Annotated in this window: 25 protein-coding genes; 15 read left to right on the top strand and 10 right to left on the bottom strand. The window is 65.3% G+C overall.

From position 1 onward, the window contains the following. Positions 1-48 precede the first annotated feature (48 nt). Positions 49-498 carry a hypothetical protein gene (locus ACNHKD_RS12495; RefSeq protein ID WP_442753814.1) on the top strand — a complete coding sequence of 150 codons (450 nt, stop codon included), beginning with the start codon at positions 49-51 and terminating at the stop codon, positions 496-498. Positions 499-980: 482 nt separating this feature from the next. Continuing rightward, on the top strand, positions 981-1,364 hold the full coding sequence (locus ACNHKD_RS12490) for a DUF2267 domain-containing protein (RefSeq protein ID WP_442753813.1): 384 nt from the start codon (positions 981-983) through the stop codon (positions 1,362-1,364). Between the two features lie 48 nt (positions 1,365-1,412). On the opposite strand, the gene murJ is transcribed toward ACNHKD_RS12490, so the two are convergent. Next, on the bottom strand, positions 1,413-2,951 hold the full coding sequence (murJ, locus tag ACNHKD_RS12485; RefSeq protein WP_442753812.1) for a murein biosynthesis integral membrane protein MurJ: 1,539 nt from the start codon (positions 2,949-2,951) through the stop codon (positions 1,413-1,415). A 131-nt stretch (positions 2,952-3,082) separates the two neighbouring features. On the opposite strand from murJ, the gene ACNHKD_RS12480 reads away from it, so the two are divergent. Next, positions 3,083-3,439, top strand: coding sequence for a DUF2845 domain-containing protein (locus ACNHKD_RS12480; protein WP_442753811.1), 357 nt, complete (start codon positions 3,083-3,085; stop codon positions 3,437-3,439). 278 nt (positions 3,440-3,717) lie between these two features. Next, a complete protein-coding gene (locus ACNHKD_RS12475; protein WP_442753810.1) occupies positions 3,718-4,602 on the top strand; it encodes a hypothetical protein in 885 nt (294 codons plus the stop codon). Between the two features lie 41 nt (positions 4,603-4,643). Here the strand turns inward: ACNHKD_RS12475 and ACNHKD_RS12470 are convergent, their stop codons facing one another. Continuing rightward, entirely contained in the window at positions 4,644-5,606 is a 963-nt protein-coding gene (locus ACNHKD_RS12470) for a glycosyltransferase family 2 protein (protein ID WP_442753809.1), read from the bottom strand. 55 nt (positions 5,607-5,661) lie between these two features. Here ACNHKD_RS12470 and ACNHKD_RS12465 point away from each other — a divergent pair, with 55 nt between their 5' ends. Both ACNHKD_RS12465 and ACNHKD_RS12460 read left to right on the top strand, forming a co-directional pair. Then, complete coding sequence (locus tag ACNHKD_RS12465; RefSeq protein WP_442753808.1) at positions 5,662-6,528, top strand: ChbG/HpnK family deacetylase; 867 nt, start codon at positions 5,662-5,664, stop codon at positions 6,526-6,528. After that, positions 6,525-6,857, top strand: a complete 333-nt coding sequence (locus tag ACNHKD_RS12460; protein WP_442753807.1) for a hypothetical protein — start codon at positions 6,525-6,527, stop codon at positions 6,855-6,857. Before ACNHKD_RS12465 ends, ACNHKD_RS12460 begins: the two co-directional genes overlap by 4 nt. 4 nt (positions 6,858-6,861) lie before the next feature. On the opposite strand, the gene nadC is transcribed toward ACNHKD_RS12460, so the two are convergent. The 4 genes from nadC to nadA all read right to left on the bottom strand — a co-directional run bounded on the left by nadC (position 6,862) and on the right by nadA (position 11,285). Beyond that, a complete protein-coding gene (nadC, locus tag ACNHKD_RS12455; RefSeq protein ID WP_442753806.1) occupies positions 6,862-7,713 on the bottom strand; it encodes a carboxylating nicotinate-nucleotide diphosphorylase in 852 nt (283 codons plus the stop codon). Between the two features lie 181 nt (positions 7,714-7,894). Continuing rightward, a complete protein-coding gene (locus tag ACNHKD_RS12450) occupies positions 7,895-9,439 on the bottom strand; it encodes an L-aspartate oxidase (RefSeq protein WP_442753805.1) in 1,545 nt (514 codons plus the stop codon). A gap of 3 nt (positions 9,440-9,442) precedes the next feature. Further along, positions 9,443-10,063 (bottom strand): DUF4202 domain-containing protein, encoded by a 621-nt coding sequence (locus ACNHKD_RS12445; protein WP_442753804.1) that lies wholly within the window; start codon positions 10,061-10,063, stop codon positions 9,443-9,445. A gap of 136 nt (positions 10,064-10,199) precedes the next feature. Further along, positions 10,200-11,285 carry a quinolinate synthase NadA gene (gene nadA / locus ACNHKD_RS12440; RefSeq protein WP_442753803.1) on the bottom strand — a complete coding sequence of 362 codons (1,086 nt, stop codon included), beginning with the start codon at positions 11,283-11,285 and terminating at the stop codon, positions 10,200-10,202. Between the two features lie 333 nt (positions 11,286-11,618). Between nadA and ACNHKD_RS12435 the strand changes: the two genes are divergently transcribed. From ACNHKD_RS12435 to ACNHKD_RS12425, 3 genes are read left to right on the top strand one after another with little or no spacing between them, the layout of a single operon-like run. Beyond that, on the top strand, positions 11,619-13,673 hold the full coding sequence (locus tag ACNHKD_RS12435; protein ID WP_442753802.1) for a putative bifunctional diguanylate cyclase/phosphodiesterase: 2,055 nt from the start codon (positions 11,619-11,621) through the stop codon (positions 13,671-13,673). Positions 13,674-13,716: 43 nt separating this feature from the next. Then, complete coding sequence (locus tag ACNHKD_RS12430; protein ID WP_442753801.1) at positions 13,717-14,664, top strand: aspartate carbamoyltransferase catalytic subunit; 948 nt, start codon at positions 13,717-13,719, stop codon at positions 14,662-14,664. Positions 14,665-14,709: 45 nt separating this feature from the next. After that, on the top strand, positions 14,710-15,054 hold the full coding sequence (locus ACNHKD_RS12425) for a hypothetical protein (protein ID WP_442753800.1): 345 nt from the start codon (positions 14,710-14,712) through the stop codon (positions 15,052-15,054). 54 nt (positions 15,055-15,108) lie between these two features. On the opposite strand, the gene cysK is transcribed toward ACNHKD_RS12425, so the two are convergent. Continuing rightward, positions 15,109-16,086 carry a cysteine synthase A gene (gene cysK / locus ACNHKD_RS12420; RefSeq protein ID WP_442753799.1) on the bottom strand — a complete coding sequence of 326 codons (978 nt, stop codon included), beginning with the start codon at positions 16,084-16,086 and terminating at the stop codon, positions 15,109-15,111. 19 nt (positions 16,087-16,105) lie between these two features. Beyond that, positions 16,106-16,909, bottom strand: coding sequence for a sulfite exporter TauE/SafE family protein (locus ACNHKD_RS12415; protein ID WP_442753798.1), 804 nt, complete (start codon positions 16,907-16,909; stop codon positions 16,106-16,108). 269 nt (positions 16,910-17,178) lie between these two features. Here ACNHKD_RS12415 and ACNHKD_RS12410 point away from each other — a divergent pair, with 269 nt between their 5' ends. The 5 genes from ACNHKD_RS12410 to ACNHKD_RS12390 all read left to right on the top strand — a co-directional run bounded on the left by ACNHKD_RS12410 (position 17,179) and on the right by ACNHKD_RS12390 (position 21,300). After that, on the top strand, positions 17,179-17,676 hold the full coding sequence (locus tag ACNHKD_RS12410; RefSeq protein ID WP_442753797.1) for an RrF2 family transcriptional regulator: 498 nt from the start codon (positions 17,179-17,181) through the stop codon (positions 17,674-17,676). A gap of 80 nt (positions 17,677-17,756) precedes the next feature. Next, positions 17,757-18,473, top strand: a complete 717-nt coding sequence (locus ACNHKD_RS12405; protein ID WP_442753796.1) for a protein-L-isoaspartate O-methyltransferase family protein — start codon at positions 17,757-17,759, stop codon at positions 18,471-18,473. A gap of 125 nt (positions 18,474-18,598) precedes the next feature. Next, the gene (locus ACNHKD_RS12400) at positions 18,599-20,050 is read left to right on the top strand and encodes a TolC family outer membrane protein (protein ID WP_442753795.1); all 1,452 of its coding nucleotides are present in this window, start codon (positions 18,599-18,601) and stop codon (positions 20,048-20,050) included. 138 nt (positions 20,051-20,188) lie between these two features. Next, on the top strand, positions 20,189-20,851 hold the full coding sequence (locus ACNHKD_RS12395) for a PopZ family protein (protein WP_442753794.1): 663 nt from the start codon (positions 20,189-20,191) through the stop codon (positions 20,849-20,851). Positions 20,852-20,967: 116 nt separating this feature from the next. After that, on the top strand, positions 20,968-21,300 hold the full coding sequence (locus ACNHKD_RS12390; protein WP_442753793.1) for an FtsB family cell division protein: 333 nt from the start codon (positions 20,968-20,970) through the stop codon (positions 21,298-21,300). A 5-nt stretch (positions 21,301-21,305) separates the two neighbouring features. On the opposite strand, the gene ACNHKD_RS12385 is transcribed toward ACNHKD_RS12390, so the two are convergent. Next, complete coding sequence (locus ACNHKD_RS12385; protein ID WP_442753792.1) at positions 21,306-22,187, bottom strand: MBL fold metallo-hydrolase; 882 nt, start codon at positions 22,185-22,187, stop codon at positions 21,306-21,308. On the opposite strand from ACNHKD_RS12385, the gene ACNHKD_RS12380 reads away from it, so the two are divergent. Next, a complete protein-coding gene (locus ACNHKD_RS12380; RefSeq protein WP_442753791.1) occupies positions 22,186-22,533 on the top strand; it encodes a DUF1648 domain-containing protein in 348 nt (115 codons plus the stop codon). The two genes, ACNHKD_RS12385 and ACNHKD_RS12380, sit on opposite strands and share 2 nt — an antisense overlap. On the opposite strand, the gene ACNHKD_RS12375 is transcribed toward ACNHKD_RS12380, so the two are convergent. Next, complete coding sequence (locus tag ACNHKD_RS12375) at positions 22,482-22,967, bottom strand: SH3 domain-containing protein (RefSeq protein ID WP_442753790.1); 486 nt, start codon at positions 22,965-22,967, stop codon at positions 22,482-22,484. The two genes, ACNHKD_RS12380 and ACNHKD_RS12375, sit on opposite strands and share 52 nt — an antisense overlap. Positions 22,968-23,050: the final 83 nt, after the last annotated feature.

Here is a 23,050-nt window from a genome sequence, read left to right as displayed (position 1 = left end):
AAGCGACATTTCGCCTTCAGGTGATCCCTGAAGAAGGAGGGATGTCGAATGGAAGAACTGTCAAGACGCGTTGTCGAGACGACCTCGCTCGAACCGTCGATCGCCAAGGCGGCGATCGGGCATGTGCTGCGGTTCCTGCGCGACGAGGTTCCGGAAGGGCATGTCGCCGAGTTCATCGACAAAATGCCTGGCGCGCGGGAGGCGGTCGCCGCGGCGCAGGCCGCCAGCGACGGCGGCGTGACGCAGGCCATAGAGGGCATGACGAGCTTCATGGGCCACGGCCGCGCGGATTTGAACATCCTCGTCGGCAAGCTCGCGAATCTCGGCCTCACGCAGGAGCAGAGCGAGCGCCTCATCGAGGAGACGCTGCTGCGCGCCAACGCGCTCATCGGCGAGGAGGGGGCCGCGAAGATCCGTGCAATGCTGCCGGCGCTCGCGGAGCGTTCCGGCGTCAAGCCGAAATCCGAATCCACCGGTGAGATGCGGCCGGGCCTGTAAACTCGCAGGCGGGAGTGACGCGGCCGGAACGCGCGAAAAAAACTTGAACTGGTTTTTTCGCGCGATCACGCTGCGTCACTCCTCTTTCGCTTAATCTACGATCAATCTGTCGACATCTCTTTCTGGCTGAGATTCTTGTAACTGCGAATTGCGGGGGAAATCCTTTTCGCCCCTCCGTGCGGAAGCCGACGGGCGAGCGGTCTTGCCCTGGTCGGCGACGAGACAAAAGTCGCCAATGGGGCCTTGGGGCCTTTCCAGTCGGCGCCGGTCTTCAGCACATAAACGAGCGAGATTTCGCATAGGCGTCGCTCCTTCTGCCGAAGCGCGAGCCGCTCCCTGTCGACGCAGCGATTGCGCTGCTTGAACCAGTGTCCATGTCTCGCTGCGATTTTCGACAGCCTGCCGCCTCAATCGCCGTCATTGCTTGCAATTGTCGCGAAGCCCGGCGACAGTCTCGCTTTATAGGCAAAGGGAGGATCGAGATGGATGAATTGATTGCGCGCGTTACTGCTGTGATCGGCGTTGACGCCGGCGTCGCCAGGACCGCGATCGGCCATGTGCTCGCCTTCCTGCAAAAGGAGCTTCCCGACGGTCCCGTGGCGGAGTTTTTCGACAAGGTCGCTGGCGCGCGCGACGCTGCGAACGAAGCTTCGGCGGGCGGGGACGCCGGCGCGGGAAGCCTGCTCGGCGGCCTGCTCGGCTCCGGCCTGATGGGCCTGGCCACAAAGCTCAATTCGCTCGGCCTCGATATGGGACAGATCCAGAAACTCGGCCACGAGATCTTCGGTTACGCCAGGGAGATCGTCGGCGAGGAAAAGGTGAAGCAGATCGCCAACGCGATTCCGGGGTTGTCTCAGTTTATGTGATGGGACCCTCATCCGACCCCTGCTGACGCAGGGATCGGATGAGGGCGGCTACCGCTTCTCCCGCCTCAACCTTCCCAGTCTCACCCCCGCCAGATGCAGCGCCCCCACGAGCGTCGCCCCATATACGACCGCTCCCGCCGCCCCCAACGCGATCAGCGCCACGAGATTGGCCTGCGAGCCGAAATGCAGCCCCAGGGCGAGCGCCGGCGCGCGGCCGAACATGGCGACCAATGTCAGCAACATGCAGGCGACGAAAGTCGCGCCCACCGCCTTCGCGAAGACGCCGTCGAAGTCGATCAGCTCGCGCTCGATCGCAATCGCGATGAGGGCCCCGAAATTGATCCAGAGTCCGATCGAGGTCGCTGTCGCAAGGCCGACGGCGCCGAGCGGGCGGAAGAGGGCGACCTTCAAGGCGACATTCATGGCGAGCGCGGCGAGCGCGATCTTCATCGGCGTCGAGGTGTCGCCGCGCGACTGGAAGCTCGCGCGCGCCGAGGCGATCAGCACCAGCGCCATCAGCCCCGCGCCATAGGCCGCAAGCACGTCGCCGGCGGCGACGGCGTCGGCGGCGGTGAATTTCCCGCGCATGAAGAGGCCCGCGACGATCAGCTCCGGGATCGTGTCGAAGGCCACGAAGAAAGGCGCCGCGAGCGCAATGGTGAGCGCCATGGTGTTGCTCTGCGCCCGATGCGCCCCGGCGACGTCGCCGGCCGCGACGCGGCGGCTCATCTCTGGCAGCAGCACCGTGCCCGCCGCAATGCCGATGACGCCGACCGGTAGCTGATAGAGACGTTCGGCGTAGGAGATCGCCGAGACGCCGCCGTCGGCCAGCATGGACGAGAGGATCGTGTCGGCGAAGACGGCGATTTGCGGGCTCGCCGAGCCGATGACGGCGGGGCCGAGCATAAGAAAGAATTCGCGCACGCGCGGCCAATGCGGCTTACGCAATCCGCGCAGCACGCCGATCTGGCGCGCCCCCCACATCAGGAGCCCCAGCTCCAATGCGCCCGAGATGGTGACGCCCCAACTCGCGGCGTAGCCGGCGTTGGGGAAGAGAAACGCGACGGCAAGCGCCGCCATGACGGTGAGGTTCATGAGGTTCGGCGCGAAGGCCGGCAGCGCGAAGCGGCCATGCGCGTTGAGCGCGCCCATATGCAGCGCGAAGAGCGTCATGAACAGGAGATAAGGGAAGGTGATGCGCGTCAGATTCACGGCGAGGGCGAATTTCTCCGGCCGGTCGCCCAACCCCGGCGCCAGCAGCGACACGAATTGCGGCGTCAGCAGCCAGACGAGCAGCAGCAACGCGACCTGCGAGGCGAGCAGCAGCGTGTAGACCTCGCCCGCGAACTCCTCGGCCGGCTCGCCGCCTTCCTGTTCCAGCGCTTTCGCGTAACAGGGGATGAAGGCCGCATTGAAGGCGCCCTCGCCGAAAATGGCTCGAAAGCTGTTGGGCAGGCGCTGCGCGATGAAGAAGGCGTCCGAAATCGCGCCGGCGCCCATGATCGCGGACTGCATCGCAAGCGACAGAAAGCCTGTCACGCGCGAGAGCAGGGTGAAGCCGCCGACCGAGAGAAGACTGCGAATCATACATGGCTTCTAGCAGCTAAATTTCCAAATTCCGCTTATGCGCGCCCACTGGCGCGATTGAAGGGCTTGGCCTAACTTCCCGAAATCCCAAGCGCAGCGGGCGAGAGCGGCGCGCCAATCGGGCGAATGCCATGAAATGCCGAGCGTTGTTCAGCCTGTTGATCCTCGCCGCGAGCGCGTCCCCCGCTCTGGCCCTTCGTTGCGGGACGAATCTCGTCGCGGAAGGACAGTCGAAATTCGACGTGCTGCAGCGTTGCGGCGAACCCGCTTATACCGACAGCCACGTCGAATACCGCTCCGGCATGTCCAACCCTCTGGCGCCTCGGCCGCTCGACTCGCTCGAGCCGGGGTTTCCCTATCCGGCGGTGCGCGAAGTCACCGTGGAGGAGTGGGTCTATAATTTCGGCCCCACCCAATTGATGCCGTCGCTCGTCTTTGAAAACGGCACGCTCATCAAGATCCGGACGCTGGGATACGGGCGCTATTAGCCGATCTGCGCGGCGGCGCCGGCAGTAGCCGCCCGCATGCGTCCAGAGCCATATCTTCTTGTGCAAGCAAAGGTTCTTGGCGTCACTCGTCGAACAAATCTCCGCCAATGAGAGGTTCTCGTCGGGGTCAACCTTTGCCGTATCCTTATATGAGCGTAAATAAGCTAAGCAGTTTCAGAGTATAGTAAAAATTTTATTTATGCATTAAACCTGAGTCGGCGCTTGGGCAGATTAAATTCTAAGCGTCTGAAAATATTTATGAAGAGGGGTAGAAACTAATGTTGAAGAGAGTCGCGCTCGCCAGCTCTTTGCTGGCCTTTTCTGTGACCGGTGCGTGGGCGGTCATCCCGACAGGGATTCAGGTTCCCCCCAGTTGCGCAGGCGTCACTCCCGGCAGCGGGCCGGCCAACACGCTGAACAGCCAACTGAAAAACTTTCTGTCGCAATCGGTGTCGGTTGGGGGCTCCCTCAGCAATGGCGGCCTGGGCTTCAATATGTGGGCGACGCTCGTCGCCAACGACGGAACGGTTTGCGCCGTCGCCTTTTCGGGAACCGCTTACACGGATCAGTGGCTTGCCAGCCGCGTGATCTCCGCGCAGAAGGCCGCGACCGCCAATAGCTTGAGCCTGGGCCAGGCCTCTGGCGCGAGCGCCAAAGGCGCCTTCGCTCTGTCGACCGCGAACCTTTATTCCGCCGTCCGCGACGGCGGCAGTCTCTTCGGTCTGCAGTTCAGCAATCCGGTCGATCCGGACACCGCCTATCGCAAATCCGACGGCACGACGCCCGACCCGACCACCTTTGGCACGGGTTCGGACCCGATGATCGGCAGGCCGGTCGGCGGCGTCAACGTCTTCGGCGGCGGTCTTGCGGCCTATAGCAGCGCCGGCGTTAAGGTCGGCGGCCTCGGCGTCAGCGGCGACACCTCCTGCACCGACCACGTCATCGCCTGGCGCCTGCGCCACCGGGCCGGTCTCGACTATCTCGCGACCGCCGGCGTTACGGGCCCCGCGGGCGGCTTGTTTCCGGACAACATCATTTTCGACATTCCGGACAACAACAGCCAGTTCGTCGGCGCCAACGGCCTGAGCGTCAGCGGCTTCGGTCATCCGAAGTGCATCAACACGCCGGTCGCGGCCGCGCCGAATCTCGCCCCCGTTCAATAAGGGGAAGATTGCCCGCCGCATCGGAAACGGTGCGGCGGCTGTTATTCTTGTTCGGACTTTTTCGCTTCCACCCGCTCCGCCACGAGATAGAGCGGCCGGCCTTTTACTTCATTAAAGATGCGGGCGACATATTCGCCGAGCACGCCGAGCGAAATAAGCTGCACGCCTGAAAAGAAGGCGATCGAGACGACGAGGGTCGGGAACCCCGGCGTGTCGACGCCGAAGAGCATGGTGCGCACCCAGTAATAGCCCGCCATGCCGAGCGCGAAGCAGGAAATGGCGAGGCCGACCCAGGTCCAGACCTTGAGCGGAACGGACGAGAAGGACATCAACCCGTCCAGCGCGAAGCGAGTGAGGCGCGCAAAATTGAATTTTGACGCGCCGCTGGCGCGTTCGTCGACAACGAAGGGCACGCCGATGGATTTGAAGCCGATCCAGGCATAGAGGCCCTTATTGAAGCGCGCGCGCTCGCGCATCGAGAGCAGGGCGTCGACCGCCTGCCGGTCGAGAAGGCGGAAATCGCCGGCGCCGGGCGGCAGCGACACGTCGCCGAATTTTTCGAGCAGGCGGTAGAAGAGTTTGGTGAAAAAAGTCCGCAGCTTCGGGTCCGTCGCGCGATCGGTGCGCTGGCCGAAGACGTTCTTGTAGCCTTCGCGCCATTTCTCGATGAATTGCGCGATGACTTCTGGCGGATGCTGAAGGTCCGCGTCCATGATGACGACGGCGCGGCCCCGCGCTTCGTCGAGTCCGGCGGCGATCGCGACTTCCTTGCCGAAATTGCGCGAGAAGGAGAGGGCGCGAAAGCGCGGCTCCCCGGCGCAGATCGCCCGCAGCTCGTCGAGACTGTCGTCATGCGAGCCGTCGTCGACGAAGATCGCCTCGAAGGCGACGCCGGCGCCCTCCAGCGCGCGCGTCAGCCGTTCGCTGAGCGGGCGCAGATTGGCGCGCTCGTTGAACACGGGGATCACGACCGATATATCGGGAGGCTCGACGCTGTCGCTCATGGGTCTGCTTCAATCAGAAAATACGGGCGCGGCATAGATGAGGGGACGGGCGGCAATGTCGAAGGACCGCATCATCGCGATCTGCGCGGACGATTACGGCCTGTCTTATGGCGTGAGCGTCGGCATTCTGGAGGCGCTCGACGCCGGGAGACTGACGGCGGTGTCGGCGCTCGTCAACGGGCCCCGCTGGCCGGCGATGGGCCGAGAATTGCTGCGCCATTGCCGGAACGCCGATGTCGGACTGCATTTCAACCTCACGCTGGGCCGGCCGCTCGGCTATATGCCGGCATTCGCGCCGATCGGGACGTTCCCGCCGGTTGCGCAAGTCGTTCGCATGGCCATGCGCGGCAAGCTCCCGATGGACGAGATCCGCGCGGAGATCGACCGGCAATTGGACCGTTTCGAGGCGGTGATGGAGCGCCGTCCCGACTTCGTGGACGGCCATCAGCATGTGCATGGCCTGCCGGGCATACGCGAGGCTTTGCTCGACGCGATGCTGGCGCGCCGCCTCGCAGGCCGCGCCTGGCTGCGCGACGCGGCGGACAGCGTGCATCGCATCGCCCTGCGCGGGGCGCATGCCCGCAAGGCGCTTGCCGTGCGGGCGCTTTCCTCGGGCTTCCATCGCGCGGCGAACTGGCGAGGCTTTGCGACGAACAATGGGTTCGCGGGCTTCTCGGACTTCGATCCCGGCAAGGACTACGCGAAGTCCTTCGAGACCTATCTGCGCGCGCCGGGCAGGGCGCATCTCGTGATGTGCCATCCCGGCCATGTCGACGAGGAGTTGAAAGCGCAGGACCCGGTGACGATCACGCGCGAACAGGAACTCGCTTTCCTTTTGTCGCCGCGCCTGCCGGAGATGCTGGAGAAGCGCGGGCTGAAGCTCGGAAGGCTTGGCCCCGTCATTACTGGAAAGTCGGCATGAAGAAGTTATTGGCGATCGTTTTTTGCCTCGTTTCGGCCCCCGCGCCGGCCTTCCAGGGCAAATGCCTCATTCAGGTCGGCGGCAAGGACTATTTGAAAGGCCCTTGCGAGGTGGAGATGCTGGACAAGGACGGCAGCTTCACGGTCGGCGCCTCCGACACGGCCCCGTCGGATTACTTCGCCTATGTCGTCGTCACGAGCCCGGGCGTCGCCGATGGTTCGTGGAACCGCGACCCCAAATCCACCCACGCCCATTCGCCTCTCGGCGTTCTGAAGAGGCAGGGCGCCTGTTGGGCGAATGAGAAGGCGAAGGTCTGCGCGACGCGTTAGGCGTTCACGAGATCTCGATATCCAACCCCAAATCCAGCGCCCGCGCCGAATGCGTCAGCGCGCCGACCGAGATAAGGTCCACGCCCGTCTCGGCGATCGCGGCGATCGTTTCCAGCGTGACGCCGCCCGAGGCTTCGCAGACCATGCGGCCAGCGACCATTTCGACCGCCTTACGCAACTCGTCAGGGCGCATGTTATCGAGCAAGACGGCGTCGGCGCCCTCCGCGAGGACCTCCCCAAGCTGCTCCAGCGTGTCGACCTCGATCTCGACCTTGACGAGATGGCCGACAAAAGCCTTGGCGGCCCTGAGGGCGGGGACGACGCCGCCGGCGACCGCGATGTGGTTGTCCTTGATCAGCGCGGCGTCATCGAGACCGAAGCGGTGATTGGCGCCGCCGCCGCAGCGCACGGCGTATTTCTCGAAGGCGCGTAGGAGCGGCGTGGTCTTGCGCGTGTCGCAGACCTTCGCCCCGGTGTGGGCGATACGCGCGGCGTAAGCCGCGGTCAGCGACGCGACGCCCGAAAGACGGCCCATGTAATTGAGCGCCACGCGCTCGGCCGAAAGAATGGCGCGCGCCGGGCCTTCGATCCGGGCGACGATTTCCCCGGGCGCGACTTTGGCGCCGTCCTCCATCCAGCCTTCGAAGGCGACGCGTTGGTCCATCTGCAGGAAGGCGGCGCGGGCGAGGGGCAGGCCGGCGACGACGCCCGCTTCTCGCGCGGCGATGACGGCGCGGGCGCTGGCGGTCGCCGGGATCGTGGCCTGCGTGGTGACGTCGCCGGCGCGGCCGAGGTCCTCGGCGAGGGCGGCGCGGACAGCGTCTTCGATGAGGAGGGGGGAGAGGTCGAAGGTCATGGACGTTGCTCGCTGAGCGACGCTGGGGCCGCCATTCCCTCCCCCTTGCGGGGAGGGGCAGGGGTGGGGGTCGACAATCTTTCGCGCTTTACAAACGGTCCCCCACCCGACGCCGCTTTGCGCCGCCACCCTCCCCGCAAGGGGGAGGGATGGGATCGCGACGCGAGGGAGGTCGACTTATTCAAGAGCCCGCCTCATCCGCGATACGTAAGGCGTCCGCCAGCGTCATTTGCGAGCGCTTCGCGAGGGCCGGGTTCTCCTGCGGGAAATCCGAGCGGAAATGCGCGCCGCGGCTTTCGCGACGCGCCAGCGCCGCCGCTGAGATCAACAGCGCGGCCGAAAGCATGTTGGAGACCTCGATGTCGTTCGTCCGCGCCGCCAGGCGGCGAATGGCCTTCAACGCGCCGACGAGGCCGGCGGCGTCGCGGATGACGCCGACATTGGCGGACATGAGGTCGCGCAGTTCCTCGACAATCGCAAAATCCCGGTCGTGGGCGATCGGCTCGTCGCGCTCTGACGCGATCCGTAAGTCGACCTCTTCCTGCTGCGCCGACGAAACGTCGGCGGCGACGCGCGCGCCGAAGACGACGGCTTCCAGCAGCGAATTGGAGGCGAGGCGGTTCGCGCCGTGCACGCCGGTCGAGGCGACCTCGCCGATGGCCCAGAGGCCGGAAAGGCTCGTGCGCCCGCGCGCATCCGTCCAGACGCCGCCCATATGGTAATGCGCCGCCGGGGCGATGGGGATGGGCTGGGCCGCCGGGTCGACGCCGGCGGCTTTACAGCTTGCGTAAACCGTCGGAAAGCGTTGCGGGAAGTTGGCGCCGACGGCGGCGCGGGCGTCGAGGAACGCGCCGCGTCCCGCCCTGATGCTCGCAAAGACGCCGCGCGCGACGATATCGCGCGGGCCGAGCTCCCCGGCAGGGTTTATGTCCAGCAGGAAGCGCCTGTGGGCGCGGTCGACGATGATTGCGCCCTCGCCGCGCAAGGCCTCCGTCGCAAGCGGCGCGGGATCGACATTGATGTCGATGGCGGTAGGGTGAAACTGCACGAATTCGGCGTCGGCGATAATCGCGCCGGCCCGCGCAGCCATGGCGACGCCGACGCCACGCGCTTCAATCGGGTTCGTCGTCACTCGGTAGAGGTGGCCGACTCCGCCGGTCGCGAGAACGAGGGTCGAACAGGGAATGTCGCAGATGCGGCCCGAGGCGTGACGCGCGCGCACGCCGACGACGCGCCGGTCGCGGATCAGAATCTGCTGCGCCGAATAGCCGTCGACCACGGTGATGGATGGCGTTTCCTTCACCCGCTTTTCGAGGGTCTCCATGATGGCGCGGCCCGCCGTGTCGCCCATGACGCGCACGATGCGGCGATGCGAATGGGCGGCCTCCTGCGACGGCGCGAATTCGCCGTCGATCTTGCGGTCGAAGGGCGCGCCCCAGGCGGCGAGATCCTCGACGCGGGCGCGCGCCTCGGCCGCCATGCCAAGCGCGACCTCGCGGTCGACAATGCCGGCGCCGGCCGCGACGGTGTCGTCCGCATGGCGCTCAGGCGTGTCGCCTTCCGAGACCGCGGCGGCGATGCCGCCCTGCGCCCAATAGGAGGAGCCGCTCGACCCGACAGGCGTCGGCGCCAGAATGGCGACAGGGCGGGGAGCGAGCTTGAGCGCGCAGAAGACCCCGGCGAGGCCGCCGCCGACGATCAGGATGGGGGGGAGCTTATGGGGCATGCGTCAGTCTGGGGAGGCGGCGGAGAGCCGCTCAAGGGCTGCGGCCTCGCGCGCGACGGCCGCCGCGACCAGCGCGCGAGCGCGGTCGGGCAGGGGCAGGGCGAGCGCCGCGGCGTGGCCCCTGGGCGACATCTTGCAGAGCGTCTTGCCGAGAATGTCTACGATCTTCTCGTCGTCATAGTCCGCGTATTTGGCGAGGAAACCGTCGAAATAATACTCAAGGAAGACGACGGCCGCGACATTCTCAAGCGCCTGAGACTCCGGATCCTTTTTGAGCTGCTCCTTGCGGATCAGCGCGCCGACATGGGCGACGGACGCGTCGTCATAGCCGCTGGCGCGCATGATCTCGCCCGCGAGCCTGGCGTGATGAACCCGGCAGGCGCGCCGCCAGCCATTGTAGCCCTTGCGGCCTTCGGGGTAGTCACCGCGGGGAACTTCCCATCGTTTGAGATGCTGGGCGCGGGCGGCGATCTTCAGCAGGTCGGAGGCGTCGGGATAAAGCGCAGCGAGACGCGCGCTCATGCGCTCGGCGTAAAGGCTCTCGAAGGCCCGTCCGTCGATCTTGCGGGGGTCTTCGGCGTTGGCGGCGTCGATGGCGGCGAGAGCGGCTTCGAGAGAGGGCATTGGAACTCCGGACGCCTTGCCGCCTCCCTGTCCCTCCCCCGCTTCGCGGAAGAGGGGACGCTCGCAAGCGGCGTTGCCGAGAGGGCGACGATGTGCTTCCTCTCCCGCTTTCGCGGGGGAGGGTTGGGGAGGGGTCTCACCCCAGATCGATCATCCGCTGCACGCTCTCGCGGGCGCGGGCGGCGATGGCCGGGTCGACGACAACTTCCTCGCGGATATCGAGCAGGCTGTCGAGGATCTTCGGCAGCGTGATGCGTTTCATGTGCGGGCAGAAATTGCAGGGGCGCACGAACTCGGTGCCCGTGGTCTCCGCCGCGATATTGTCGGCCATGGAGCATTCGGTGACGAGCAGCACGCGCGCGGGCTTCTTGTTGCGCACATAGTCGATCATCGCCGCGGTCGAGCCGGAAAAGTCCGAGACCTCAACGACCTCGCGCGGGCATTCGGGATGCGCGATGACCTTCAGGCCCGGATGATCGGCCTTGAAGCCTTCGATCTCCTCGGCGGTGAACAGCTCGTGCACCTCGCAGGCGCCTTCCCACGCGATGATCCTCACCTTGGTCTGCGCGGCGACATTCTGCGCCAGGAAGCGGTCGGGGACCATAATGACCGTGTCGACCCCCAGGCTCTCCACGACCTTCACCGCGTTGGAGGAGGTGCAGCAGATGTCGACTTCCGCCTTCACCTCAGCCGAGGTGTTGACATAGGCGACGACCGGCGCGCCCGGATATTTTCTGCGCAGGGCGCGCACATCCGCGCCCGTGATCGACGCCGCGAGCGAGCAGCCGGCTTCGGCGTCCGGGATCAGAACCGTCTTGTTCGGGTTCAGGATCTTCGACGTCTCGGCCATGAAGTAGACGCCGCCCTGGACGATCACGTCGGCGTCGGACCGGGCCGCCAGCTTGGCGAGCTGCAGGCTGTCGCCAATATAGTCTGAGACGCAATGGTAGATTTCCGGCGTCTGATAGTTATGCGCCAGGATAACCGCGTTGCGCGTCTTCTTAATGTCGTTGATCGCCTTTACGTAGGGCGCGTGAAACGGCCACTCGACCGGCGGAATCACTTTCGAGACGCGCTCATAGAGATGCGCGGTCGCGGCTTCGACTTCCGGCGTCCACTCGAGATCGGGGCGCGGCAGCACGGGGAAGCGCGCCTTCGGCCCGACGCCGAGCGGCGTCTTGGGCGCAAGCCCGCGCAGGAGTTCGACGGTGTGGGACGTCATGTGTCGCTTGCCCCTTGCTTTGCCTGCGCCCTCTTATGCTCGAATTGAGTATAAGGGGTCCATACAAAAACCCCGGGCGAACCCGCCCGGAGCGCTCATGCTGCGAAGTTTAATGACGCGACGCCGCGCCCGCAACCCCGACCGTCAAGGAGATGTGCTCGGCGGGAGCATAAGTCAAGCCGTCGAACGGCGGCGGCGCCCTCAAACAATTAACCTCGGCGCGATTTGTCTCCCAAACTTTAACAAATAGCAACGGGTGCCGTGGAATCTGCTCGGATCAGATCCCTCTGTTCGAGCTGCGGCGCGAGGAGAGGAAAAAGGTTCGATCGGGTCATGCATATTAGGACTGATATTTCCGGGGTCCTCTCGCGATTGGGGCGCCATCTCGGCGGCGAGACGGGCGGACTCGCGCGCCTGCGTCATTTCCTGGAGGGCGATCCGCTCGCTTTCGACGAAAACCCATTGCCGCCTGCCGTGCGGGCGCGCTTTCGCGCCGAGCAACTGGGCGACCTCGATCGGTGCACCCCGGCCGCGATGCTGGTCTCCTGCTTCAGCGCGCTGACCTTTTGCATTTCCGTCTGGGAGACGCCCATCGCCGCTCAGGCGAAGGTCTGGGCGGCTTTGATCTTCATGCTCGCCGGCGTGATTTATGCGCGCCGAATGACGGCCCCGGCGCGCCACGTCCGGAACGCGTCGCCAAACGGCGTCTGGCGCGCCACCGCCAATGCCCTGCTGCATGGCACGCTGTGGGGGGCGCTGCCGGTCTTCTTCTTCGACGACGCCACGATACGCCTGCAATTCGTGATGTCCGGCTTCGTCTTCGCGACCTTGTTCGGCGGCGCTTTCTCGCTCAGCATGATTCCGAGCGCGCTGCTCGCGCATGTGCTTCCCATCTGCGCGGGCTTTATTGCCGCGATCCTCTCCGAACACGATCCGGTCGTCGATATCGTGGCAGGCACGGTCGCCATCTACGCCGTGGTGATGGTGAGCGCGGCGTTCAAGCGCGCCGGCGCGGCCGCTCGGCGCTGCGCGGCGGAAGCCGCGGCGCAGGAGGGCGCGCTGCGCGACGAGCTCACGCAACTGCCCAACCGCGTCGCCTTTCGGGAGGAGCTGACCCGCTCCTTCGCCCGGCTGGCGCGGCGCAACGAACGCTTCGCGCTCATGTGCTTCGATCTCGACGGCTTCAAGGGCGTCAACGACTCGATGGGCCACGAAATCGGCGACGCCGTGCTGGTCGAGGCCGCGCGCCGCCTGAAGGTCTCCACGCGCGAAAACGATCTCGTCGCGCGTCTGGGCGGAGACGAATTCGCGCTGATCGCGGTCGACATCCGCAGCGTCGAGGACGCCGTCACCATCGCCCATCGCATCCTGGCGAATTTCCGCCCCCCTTTCGAAACCGTCGGCCGCCCCGTTTCGATGTCGGTCTCGATCGGCGTCGCCATTGCGCCGAGCGACGGCGTCGATGCGGAGGCGCTCATGCGCAACGCCGACAGCGCCATGTACGCCACCAAGCAGTCGGGGCGCTGCGGCTATACGCTTTTCCGCGACCGTTTCGGATTCGTCGCGGAGCGCAACACGCTCGACGCGGAGCTCGATCGCGCTTTCGCCCTGCGCGAGCTGTTCATGGTCTATCAGCCCTTCGTCGACGCGCAGACTCAGGAAGCGACAGGCTTCGAGGCGCTGCTCCGCTGGCGCCATCCTGTGCGGGGCGTGCTCAGCGCCGGCGAGATCGTCCCGCTCTTCGAGCGCGCCGGCCAGATCGACCGGGTCGGCTCCTGGGCCTTGCAGCAGGCCATGACGGCGGCGACCAACTGGCCCTCCCATCTCCGCGTGGCCGTCAACGTCTCCGCGCTTCAGCTGCGCAAGCCCAATTTCGAGCAGATGGTTCTCGACGCCCTGGCCGCCAGCGGATTGGACCCGCGCCGTCTCGAACTCGAGCTCACTGAAACCGCAATGATCCTCGACGGGGAAAAGGTCTTCGAGATGCTCGCCAATCTGCGCCGCCTCGGCATTCAGACATCGCTCGACGACCTCGGCACCGGCTATTCGTCTCTCGCCAATCTCGTGGGCCTGCCGCTCGACCGGCTCAAGATCGATCGCTCCTTCGTCGCCAATATCGAGACAAATCCAATGTGCGGTTCTGTGGTGAAGCTGACGATCGAGCTGGCGCGATCCCTGTCGCTTCAGGTTACAGCCGAAGGCGTCGAGACCGAGCGGCAATACCACATCCTGCAGGGGCTCGGCTGCCCGGAGGTGCAGGGCTATCTGTTCAGCCACCCGCGTCCCGCGAACCAGGTTTCCGGACTCTTCGGCTCCTGCCCGATGGTCGAGCCGGCGAAGCCCGCGCGCGAACTGAGCGACGATCCGCCGCTCGCCGCAACGGGTTGAAATCGAGGGTCGCGACGAGCGGCAAAGCTGCTATAGACGGGCCATGCAGGCTGACGTTAAAGCGATTTTCCCGAACCGCCACCTCCTCGGCATAGAGGGACTGAAGCGGCCCCATATCGAAACGCTGCTCGACATGGCCGAGCAGGCCGTGGAAGTGTCGCGCCAGGTGGAAAAAAAGCGTTCCGTTCTGCGCGGGCGCACCCAGATCAATCTGTTCTACGAACCGTCGACCCGCACCCAGGCTTCATTCGAGATCGCGGGCAAGCGCCTCGGGGCCGACGTAATGAACATGTCGGTCGCACGCTCCTCGGAATCGAAGGGGGAGACGCTGCTCGACACGGCGATGACGCTCAACGCCATGCGGCCCGACATTATCGTCGTGCGTCACGCGCAGGCGGGCGCCGCGCATCTTCTGGCGCGTAAGGTCGATTGCTCGGTGGTCAACGCCGGCGACGGCGCCCATGAGCACCCCACTCAGGCGCTGCTCGACGCGCTCACCATTCGCCGCAACAAAGGGCGCATCGAAGGGCTGTCCGTCGCCATTTGCGGCGACATATTGCATTCGCGCGTGGCGCGGTCGAACATTCTGCTGCTGTCGGCGCTCGGCGCGCGTCTGCGCGTCGTGGGTCCGTCGACGCTCGCGCCGGACAGCCTCTCACGGCTCGGCGTCGAGGTGCATCACGACATGAAGCGCGGCCTCGCCGGGGCGGACATCGTGATGATGCTGCGCCTTCAACGCGAGCGCATGGCCGGCGCCCTGGCGCCGAGCGCGCGGGAATATTTTCACTTCTTCGGGCTGGACGACGAGAAGCTCGCCTGCGCCGCGCCAGATGCGCTCGTGATGCATCCGGGCCCCATGAACCGGGGAGTCGAGATCGACTCCGCCGTCGCCGACAGTTCTCGCTCCTTGATCCGGGAGCAGGTGGAGATGGGCGTCGCCGTCCGCATGGCGGTTCTCGAGGCACTCGCGCAGCACCTGCCGAATGTGTAAGATCGCGCCCAAAACGGGTCGCAACGACCCAGCAAGGGGTAGGAAATGCTCAAGTTGGTCCGCTTCATCGGATTAGTGTCGGAATCGATCTTCCTCCAGTTCGCGCATCTCTTCGGCCTGGTCGCCTTCGTGGCGGCGGCCGCGATGGGCTGGATGCGTCTGCCGTCATGGCTGGTGCCCGTCCTCGCCGTCGTCTGCGGCGTCATCTCGGACAAGTTCATCGACCAGGCCGACGTGACCGCGATTCTAGAAAAGGCGCACAACGCCAATCAGCGCGGCGGCTTTCTGATCGTGGTCTATTTCGTGATCTGCGCGATCGGCTATGTCGCCGGCGCTTACGGGCGCCATTATGCGCGCAGCAAGGGGCTCCCCATCGCCCTGAAGAAATAAGCGAAGCAATAAACAAGAGGGCCGGGGGCGGCCGTCCGGCCCGGCCCTTTTTCTTTACAGCCCCTCGAACAGCGCCGTTGAGAGGTAGCGCTCGGCGAAGGACGGAATGATTAGCACGATATTCTTGCCTTCGGCCTCCGGACGGCCGGCGATTTCCAGCGCCGCCGCGACGGCCGCGCCGGACGAGATGCCGACCGGAATGCCTTCCACCCGCGCCAGCAGGCGCGCGGTGTCGAAGGCCGTCTGATTGCCGATGGTGACGATCTCGTCGATCACGCCGCGGTCGAGGATCGGCGGCACGAAGCCCGCGCCGATGCCCTGGATCTTGTGCGGCCCGGGCGGACGGCCGGAAAGAACCGCGGAGTCTTCAGGCTCTACCGCGACGACGCGCAGGGCCGGGTTGCGGCTTTTGAGCACCTGGCCGGCGCCGGTGATCGTGCCGCCCGTGCCGACGCCGGACACGAAGTAATCAACCTTCCCTTCGGTGTCGTTCCAGATTTCTTCCGCCGTCGTGACGCGATGGATTTCCGGATTTGCGGGATTTTCGAACTGCTGCGGGATGACGGCGCCGGGCGTCTCCGCCGCGAGCTCGGCGGCCTTGGCCAGCGCGCCCTTCATGCCCTGGGAGGCGGGGGTGAGCACGAGTTCGGCCCCGAGCAGCGCCAGCATCTTGCGGCGCTCGATCGACATGGATTCCGGCATGACAAGGATCAGCCGATAGCCGCGCGCGGCGGCGACGAAGGCGAGGGCGATGCCCGTATTGCCGGAAGTCGGCTCGATGAGGACGGTCTGCCCCGGCGAAATCTTGCCGCTTTTTTCAAGCGATTCGATCATCGCGACGCCGATGCGATCCTTGACGCTCGCAATGGGGTTGAAGAATTCGAGCTTGGCGAGGAGGTTCGCCTTGACCCCTTTTTCTTTCGCGAGGCGGTCGAGCCGGACGATCGGCGTGTCGCCGATGGTCTGGGTGATCGAATTGAAAATCCGGCCACGCCCTGGCTTGGCGGGCGGGGTGAAGCTCGTATCCGACATTTTCGTCCTCCCCTTGTCGTTAAATCGACAGTTTGACTCCCACCGCGGCCATCATCGTCGCCAGCGCCGGCCGCAAATAATGGTCCGGGACGCGCGCGGCGAGATGGCTTCCGATGGCGATGCCCGGCAGAGAGCCGATCAGGAGAGAGAATAGCAAGAGCCAATCCACGCCGCCCATGAGCCAATGCCCGAAGCCCGCGACGAGCGTCAGCGGGACGGCGTGCGCGATATCCGACCCCACGAGCCGGACGGTTTGCAGGCGTGGGTAAAGCGCGAGCAGCACCGTCATGCCGACCGCGCCCGCGCCGACCGAGGAGATGGAGACGAGGACGCCGAGGAAGGCGCCGAGCGTCACCGTGAGCAGGCCGATATGGCGATCGCTCATGTCGTCGAGATGGTGGGCGATGTAGTCGAGAATCCAGCGCCGGAACAGGATAGAGACCGCAGTGAGCAGCAGGGCGAAGCCGAGCGCGGACGTAATAAGTCCATTGGCGGCGTGGCCGGCCGTCTTTCCGAGCCAGGACAGCGTCAGCAGCGTGACGATGGTCGCGGGAACCGAGCCGCAGGCGAGGCGCCGGGTGACGCGCCAGTCGACCGTGCCGTTCAGAGCGTGAACGAGGGTGCCGTTGCTCTTCGTTATGGCGGCGTAGAGCAGGTCTGTGCCGACGGCGGTGCTTGGCGCGACGCCGAAGAGAAGCACGAGAATCGGCGTCATGAGCGATCCGCCGCCAACGCCGGTGAAGCCGACCAGGGCTCCGACGAAAAACCCGGATAGAGAGTACAAGGGGTTGAATGCGTGGAGCGCCTCCGCGACCGTCGACATTATGCTTGGCCCTCGTTTATTTCACGCAGTCGACATGTGCTTTTATGAAACGCACAGGCCGGGAACGGCATTTAATTGGCGTAGATTTGGGAGTCCGTCAAACCCCTATTTGTCTAGTTAAGAACTAGACTACATAAAGGGAATGGGTCAAGGGGATTCCGTCATATGAAAATTTTCAAATATGTGATTTAGTCACGAGATCAGCCCGCGGCGCCGGATAAGCTGCATCAATGGCGTCGCTCGCGCGGGATCTGTGGTAAAATTTCCAAATGCTCACCAAGAAAGCCAAATACGGCCTGAAGGCGATGGCCTATCTCGCTGGAGTCGAACCGGGACAGACCGCTTTGGTCGCGGACATTGCGGCCGCCAATCAAATCCCCAAGAAATTTCTCGACGCCATTCTCAGCGAATTGCGCAACGCCGGCTACGTCCATTCCAAGAAAGGGAAGGGTGGCGGCTACATGCTTGCGCGGCTTCCGAGCGAGATCAGCGTGGGCAATCTCGTTCGCACGCTGGACGGGCCGCTCGCCCCTATTCAATGCGCCAGCCGGCGGCTATACCGCAGGTGCGAAGACTGCGTGGATGAAACGCATTGCGCGGTGCGGCTCGTGATGATGGAGGCGCGCGACGCGATCGCCCGCGTGCTGGACAATACGACGCTCGACCAGATGCGCGCCCTCGGCGAGGCGGGGATGGCGCCGGTGGAGGGCAAGGCCGCCAAAGCCAAAGCCAAGGCCAAGGGCTCCGCGGCGATGGACATGGCGTGAGCCGGAACCTATAACTGCGCGCGCCGGCCTCGGGTCGGAGAATTCTGCGAAAATAGAGGCCGGCGGGCGCCGGAAAGCGAATGTCGGAAGCAGCGGTGGCGACGGTTCGTCGGGATTCGGAGCAGGGGCGCGAGATCGCCGAGTTGCGGCGCACCATGGTCGAGCGCCAGTTGCGTCCCTTTGACGTGACGGACGTGCCGCTTCTCGAACGGTTTCTGGAAGTGCCGCGCGAACTCTTCCTGCCCGCCAGCCAGTCGGCGGTCGCCTATTCCGACCTCGCCGTCACGGTGAAGGGCGCGGGCGGCCGCAAGCGCACGCTGCTGCCGCCTCTCGTGCTCGCCCGCCTGCTACAGGGCGGCGCGCCGCGTCCGGGCGAGAAGGCGCTGGACATCGGCGGGGCGGGCTATTCGTCCGCGCTCCTTGCGGGCCTTGTCGGCGAGGTCGTCGCGCTTGAGAGCGATCCGGAGCTCGCCGCCCGAGCCAGGGAGGGCCTCGCGGCGATCGGCGTCCGCAACGCGCGCGTCGAAGTCGGTCCGATGGAGAAGGGCTGTCCCGCCGCCGGGCCTTTCGATGTGATCTATGTGCACGGGGCCGTGGAAACGGGTCTCGACGCGCTCTTCGCTCAGTTGACGCCGGACGGCCGCCTTCTCGCGATCGTCACGCCGGAACAGGGCGCAGGCCAGCATGTCGTGCGATTCGAGCGCCAAGGCGGCCAGCCGGCTGGACGCGTCTCGCTTCTCAGCGCCAATGCGCCGGTTCTCGAAGGATTTGCGAAGGCGCCGTCATTCTCGTTCTGACGCCTCCGTTTTGTCCCATTCGCGTTCCTAGCGTTCTTGTGCAGCGTATCTTCGGGAGTCGTGCGGACCCGCGCGGCCGCATGTCGTGCATCCGGCATGGCCGGGTTGTTGAGAGGATCGTGTGAATGGACTGGGCGGCGTCTGAGCGGCTGCGTTCGGCGGCGGGATTGTCGACCTTTCTTCGGAGCCTGATCGCGGCCACGGCGTTGGCTTCCGCTTCCGTCGGCGCGGCTCGGGCCGAATCGATAACGTCCGCCCTGGCGCGGGCCTATGCGGGCAATCCCGACCTCAATCAAAGCCGCGCGGCGGTCCGCGTGCGGGACGAGGAGACGCCGAAGGCGCTCTCGGGCATGCGCCCGAAAGCCAGCATTCAGGCGTCGGCAGGGCCCCAATACGCCAATCTGCGCTTTCCCGCCGGCCGCGACCAGGTGACGGGCAAGCGCACCTATACGCTGGAAGAATATACGGGATACCCCAGAGGCGCGACGTTCAACCTTTCTCAAAACGTTTTCGACGGGGGCCGCACCGAAAATTCGGTGAAGCAGGCCGAGTCGAACGTGTTCGCGGCGCGCGCGACCATGCGCCTGACCGAGCAGGCGATTTTGCAGAACGGCGCCACCGCCTACATGAACGTGCTGCGCGACACGGCGGTGATGAATCTGCGCAAGAACAACATCGCCGTCCTCGAACAGCAGCTCAAGCAGACGCGCGACCGCTTTCAGGTGGGCGAGGTGACGCGCACCGACGTCGCGCAGGCCGAGGCCTCCCTAGCGCAGGCGAAATCCGAGCTTTACGCCGCGCAGGCGCAGCTCAAGAACAGCGTCGCCAGTTATCGTCAGATCATCGGAGTCGAGCCGAATCATCTCGATCCGGGGCGCTCGCTCGAAACGCATCTGCCCAGATCCCTGAACGAGGCGATTTCGGTCGCAATCGCGGAGCATCCCGGCGTCGTGTCGGCTCTGCATCAGGTGGACGCCGCCGAATTGGCGGTGAAGGTCGCCGAAAGCGCGCTGTCGCCCACATTGTCGGTCAACGCCCAGGTCTCCAATCAATATGATTCGTTTCTCGGCATTCCGGGCACGCGCCAATTCTCCGCCGCCGCGAACGGCCAATTGAACATCCCGCTCTATCAGGGCGGCGCCGAATACGCGTCCATCCGCCAGGCGAAGGAGCAGTTGGCCCAGGCGCGGCTCAACGCCGATTTGCAGCGCGACAGCGTGCGCGCCAGCGTCGTGTCGAGTTACGGCCTGCTGGAGACGGCCAAAGCGTCGATCATCTCGGGGCAGGCGGCCGTGAAGGCGGCGGAGACGGCGCTCGCCGGCGTGCGCGAGGAGGCCAAGGTCGGCCAGCGCACGACGCTCGACGTGCTCAACGCCCAGCAGGCCTTGCTCAATGCGCGCGTCAATCTCGTGGTCTCGCAGCGCGACCGGGTGGTGGCGTCCTACGCCGCGCTCGGCGCCATCGGACGCCTGTCGGCGGAAGAGCTGAACCTCAACGTCGCGCTTTACGATCCGTCGATTCACTATGAGCAGGTGAAGACGAAATGGTTCGGGACGGACACGCCCGACGGTCGATAATGCGCATCGGGCGGTGACAGCGCGCTCCGAAAGGTGTGGAATTCAAATGTCGTCGTGTTGATTCGCGGGAGCGGGCCAGTCAGAGATGACGGACCAACGCACCGCAACACTTCGTTAACTATTTGCAGAAAGCACTCCATGAGCGCAGCTAACGCGACCGCCCCTTCGCCCTCCATCCAGGATGAGATGCGCGCGCACGAGCCGTCGATGGAGGAAATTCTCGCTTCGATCCGGCGCATCATCGCCGACGACGATTCGCTGCCGGGCGCTCGCCGGGAGCGGGAAGAGCGCCGCCGGCGCGAGGAAGAGGCGGCCGCTTTCGACGCCGCGCCCGCCGTTCAGAGCGCCTATCCGGCGCCGGCGTTGGAGCCGGGTCCCGAGCCGGTCGCGGAGGCGCGCCCGCAGCCCGCGACCGTCGCCGACATCCGCCAGCTCCGCCTCAGCCGCGTCGCGCCAGATCCGGTCGTGGAAGAGGCGGATGCGGCGGCCGAGGAAGAGGAATATGACGACGAGCCGGAGCTTACCGAAGCCCTCGTCGCGGCCCATGAAGCGCCGGTCGACTCTTACGAGGCGCTCGACGGCGCCCCGCTGGTTTCGGCGGAAGCGGCGTCTTCCATCGCCTCTCATTTCCAGGCGCTCGCCGCGAGCATGTTCATCAATGACAGCGGCCTTCTGCAGAAATACGCGCAGGAGATGCTGCGGCCCATGCTCAAGCAGTGGCTCGACGACAATCTGCCCGTCATCGTGGAGCGTCTCGTGCGCGCCGAGATTGAGCGGGTCGCGCGGGGCGGGCGCCGCTGAGCGCTTTCGCCGAGCGCCGGCCGAGGTCCGGCCGCTTCTGCATATATCTTCTCTCTACCGGGGCGTTTTGACGGCTCGTTAACGCTAGCTATAGAAGTCGGCGCTAGCTTTCGAACATGCACAGACTCGGCGTGTTCCTTCGGTCGCTGATCCTTCCCGTGACGCTCTACTGCGTCGCCGGGACGGTCGCCGCCTATTTCGTTTGGCACGGCGTCAACGGCCAGCGCGGACTCAAGACAGGCGAGGAGTATGAGCAGAAGCTCGCGCAGCTCCGCCTGGAGCGCGACATGCTCAAATTTCAGCGGATGCAGTGGGAAAGCCGGATCGCGCTGATCAAGGGCGAGAATGTCGACGCCGACATCCTTGAGGAGCAGACCCGCAAGAGCCTCGGCCGCGTTCACAAGAACGACGTGGTGATCCTGCTGCCGCAGCAGGGCGAGGGGCGCTGAGATTTTCACTTAAGCGAATACCGACCCGTCAGGCTCAGCGGCCTGTCGCTGGCCACCAGCTCGCGTGCGACGAGATCTTCGAGATGCGCGAGGACGTTCAGCGCCGCGGCGCCATGCAGCCGCCTGTCGACATTCTCATAGATGCGCGCGACCATGGCGGCGATGGTGTCGTCGCCCGCTTCGAGGCGCTGGAGGATCGCCGCCTCGCGCGTGCGGCGGTGATGCGCCAGAGCGCGCAGGTAGCGGGACGGGTCGCGCACCGGATCGCCATGACCGGGCCAATAGATTTCATCGTGACGCCGCCTTAGCCGTTCAATCGAGGCCATGTAGTCGATCATGGAGCCGTCCGGCGGCGCAACCACCGTCGTCGACCAACCCATAATGTGGTCCCCGGTAAAAAGCGCCTTCTCTTCGAGCAGCGCGAAGCAGAGATGGTTTTGCGTGTGGCCCGGCGTTTCGAGCGCTTCGATCGTCGCGCTCCCGAGTTCGACGCGATCGCCTTCTCTCATAACGACGTCCGGCGCATGGGCCATATCGTGGGAGGCGTCGAGGCCCGGCTCCGCGACGCGAATGTCCGTGCGCGGCGCATAGCGCGCGCAGCCCATGATTTTTGCGCCGGTCGCTTTCTTCAGCGCGCGCGCGGCGGGCGAATGATCGCGATGCGTATGGGTAACGAGGATGCAGACGAGTTTTTCACCCTCTATCGCCCGGAGAAGGGCGCCGACATGCCGGGGATTGTCGGGGCCGGGATCAATGATCGCGACCTTTCCCGCTCCGACGACATAGCTGCAGGTGCCTTTATACGTGAAGGCCCCGGGATTGGGCGCGATCACGCGGCGGATAAGCGGCGTGACGCGCTCCGCAATCTGCTCGTTCGGCGCGTGCATGCTGCTTCCTCCGCGACTCGCCGAAAATAGGCGTTTCCGCCTGCCGTTTCAAAGCAGCCGGCTAAGATTGAGCTGGTTCGAGGAGGCTCGCGCGCCCGCGCGTCTCCCGCCGATGGTCGCCTTTCTGGCCCTTGCAGCCGTCCTGGCGACGGAGGCGGCGTTTTTTCCACCGCGCCTGCCGGCGCGTATCGCGACTCATTTCGACGCCGCGGGCGCGCCCAATGACTGGGCCGGCCTGCCTCGTCGCGGATGGGGCGATGCTGGTCGCCCTCATCCGCAGCTTTCGAGTCCAGCTTACATCGGGAAGAGGGAACCCTCGCGCTCCAGCAGATTTTCCATCATGTAGCCGACCTTGCCGTTGTAATTAACTTGGCACCAGTGGGTCTGCCAGCCTGGAACGCAGCCGCCCTTGTTGACCGTGGCGCCGCCCGGCGCCACGGCGACGACCGGGTAATTCACACCGGGGCCTTTGTAGATATTCGCGAGTTCCGTCGTCACGACCGGGGCGACGACGACATTGTTGGCGCCCGACGGCGCGAGCACGCCGGCGGCGACATAACCCTTCGTCTGGCCGTAGGCGACCCGGCACCAGTCTCGCTTCCACCCGCCGCCGCAATTCAGGACCCGCACGTCGGCTCCAGCGGGAATGACGGCGATGACGGGCCATTTGGCGCTGGGACCGGAGCGCACATTGGCGGGGCTCGTCACCGGCGCCGCCAGAGCTGCGCCGGCCGTGACCGCGGTGGAAAGAGCGGCGAAACGGAGGAGGGCAGATTTCATTCCATACTCCCTTGGAAAATCTCTTATGGTTTTGGCTAAGTCGCCGTTTGATAACGATTTGCACGGCCAGTTCGTTCCCGCAT

Origin of the sequence: Methylocystis sp. JAN1 (assembly GCF_052186135.1) — a bacterium.
In the GTDB taxonomy this organism is placed as follows: Bacteria; Pseudomonadota; Alphaproteobacteria; order Rhizobiales; family Beijerinckiaceae; genus Methylocystis.
The sequence above is the reverse complement of the archived record's forward strand: the minus strand, read 5'-3'. Positions and strand labels throughout refer to the sequence as shown.

Excerpts from the sequence above, each read along its gene's own strand:
- ACNHKD_RS12450 (WP_442753805.1), bottom strand. The coding sequence starts at position 9,439 with ATGCCCCATAAGCTCCCCCCCATCCTGATCGTCGGCGGCGGCCTCGCC.
- ACNHKD_RS12380 (WP_442753791.1), top strand. The coding sequence starts at position 22,186 with ATGCTGCTTCCTCCGCGACTCGCCGAAAATAGGCGTTTCCGCCTGCCG.
- nadC (WP_442753806.1), bottom strand. The coding sequence starts at position 7,713 with ATGACCTTCGACCTCTCCCCCCTCCTCATCGAAGACGCTGTCCGCGCC.
- ACNHKD_RS12405 (WP_442753796.1), top strand. The coding sequence starts at position 17,757 with ATGTCGGAAGCAGCGGTGGCGACGGTTCGTCGGGATTCGGAGCAGGGG.
- ACNHKD_RS12495 (WP_442753814.1), top strand. The coding sequence starts at position 49 with ATGGAAGAACTGTCAAGACGCGTTGTCGAGACGACCTCGCTCGAACCG.
- ACNHKD_RS12475 (WP_442753810.1), top strand. The coding sequence starts at position 3,718 with ATGTTGAAGAGAGTCGCGCTCGCCAGCTCTTTGCTGGCCTTTTCTGTG.
- ACNHKD_RS12490 (WP_442753813.1), top strand. The coding sequence starts at position 981 with ATGGATGAATTGATTGCGCGCGTTACTGCTGTGATCGGCGTTGACGCC.
- ACNHKD_RS12430 (WP_442753801.1), top strand. The coding sequence starts at position 13,717 with ATGCAGGCTGACGTTAAAGCGATTTTCCCGAACCGCCACCTCCTCGGC.
- ACNHKD_RS12385 (WP_442753792.1), bottom strand. The coding sequence starts at position 22,187 with ATGCACGCGCCGAACGAGCAGATTGCGGAGCGCGTCACGCCGCTTATC.
- ACNHKD_RS12445 (WP_442753804.1), bottom strand. The coding sequence starts at position 10,063 with ATGCCCTCTCTCGAAGCCGCTCTCGCCGCCATCGACGCCGCCAACGCC.
- ACNHKD_RS12400 (WP_442753795.1), top strand. The coding sequence starts at position 18,599 with ATGGACTGGGCGGCGTCTGAGCGGCTGCGTTCGGCGGCGGGATTGTCG.
- ACNHKD_RS12460 (WP_442753807.1), top strand. The coding sequence starts at position 6,525 with ATGAAGAAGTTATTGGCGATCGTTTTTTGCCTCGTTTCGGCCCCCGCG.
- ACNHKD_RS12425 (WP_442753800.1), top strand. The coding sequence starts at position 14,710 with ATGCTCAAGTTGGTCCGCTTCATCGGATTAGTGTCGGAATCGATCTTC.
- ACNHKD_RS12395 (WP_442753794.1), top strand. The coding sequence starts at position 20,189 with ATGAGCGCAGCTAACGCGACCGCCCCTTCGCCCTCCATCCAGGATGAG.
- murJ (WP_442753812.1), bottom strand. The coding sequence starts at position 2,951 with ATGATTCGCAGTCTTCTCTCGGTCGGCGGCTTCACCCTGCTCTCGCGC.
- nadA (WP_442753803.1), bottom strand. The coding sequence starts at position 11,285 with ATGACGTCCCACACCGTCGAACTCCTGCGCGGGCTTGCGCCCAAGACG.
- ACNHKD_RS12410 (WP_442753797.1), top strand. The coding sequence starts at position 17,179 with ATGCTCACCAAGAAAGCCAAATACGGCCTGAAGGCGATGGCCTATCTC.
- ACNHKD_RS12465 (WP_442753808.1), top strand. The coding sequence starts at position 5,662 with ATGTCGAAGGACCGCATCATCGCGATCTGCGCGGACGATTACGGCCTG.
- cysK (WP_442753799.1), bottom strand. The coding sequence starts at position 16,086 with ATGTCGGATACGAGCTTCACCCCGCCCGCCAAGCCAGGGCGTGGCCGG.
- ACNHKD_RS12480 (WP_442753811.1), top strand. The coding sequence starts at position 3,083 with ATGAAATGCCGAGCGTTGTTCAGCCTGTTGATCCTCGCCGCGAGCGCG.
- ACNHKD_RS12435 (WP_442753802.1), top strand. The coding sequence starts at position 11,619 with ATGCATATTAGGACTGATATTTCCGGGGTCCTCTCGCGATTGGGGCGC.
- ACNHKD_RS12390 (WP_442753793.1), top strand. The coding sequence starts at position 20,968 with ATGCACAGACTCGGCGTGTTCCTTCGGTCGCTGATCCTTCCCGTGACG.
- ACNHKD_RS12415 (WP_442753798.1), bottom strand. The coding sequence starts at position 16,909 with ATGTCGACGGTCGCGGAGGCGCTCCACGCATTCAACCCCTTGTACTCT.
- ACNHKD_RS12470 (WP_442753809.1), bottom strand. The coding sequence starts at position 5,606 with ATGAGCGACAGCGTCGAGCCTCCCGATATATCGGTCGTGATCCCCGTG.
- ACNHKD_RS12375 (WP_442753790.1), bottom strand. The coding sequence starts at position 22,967 with ATGAAATCTGCCCTCCTCCGTTTCGCCGCTCTTTCCACCGCGGTCACG.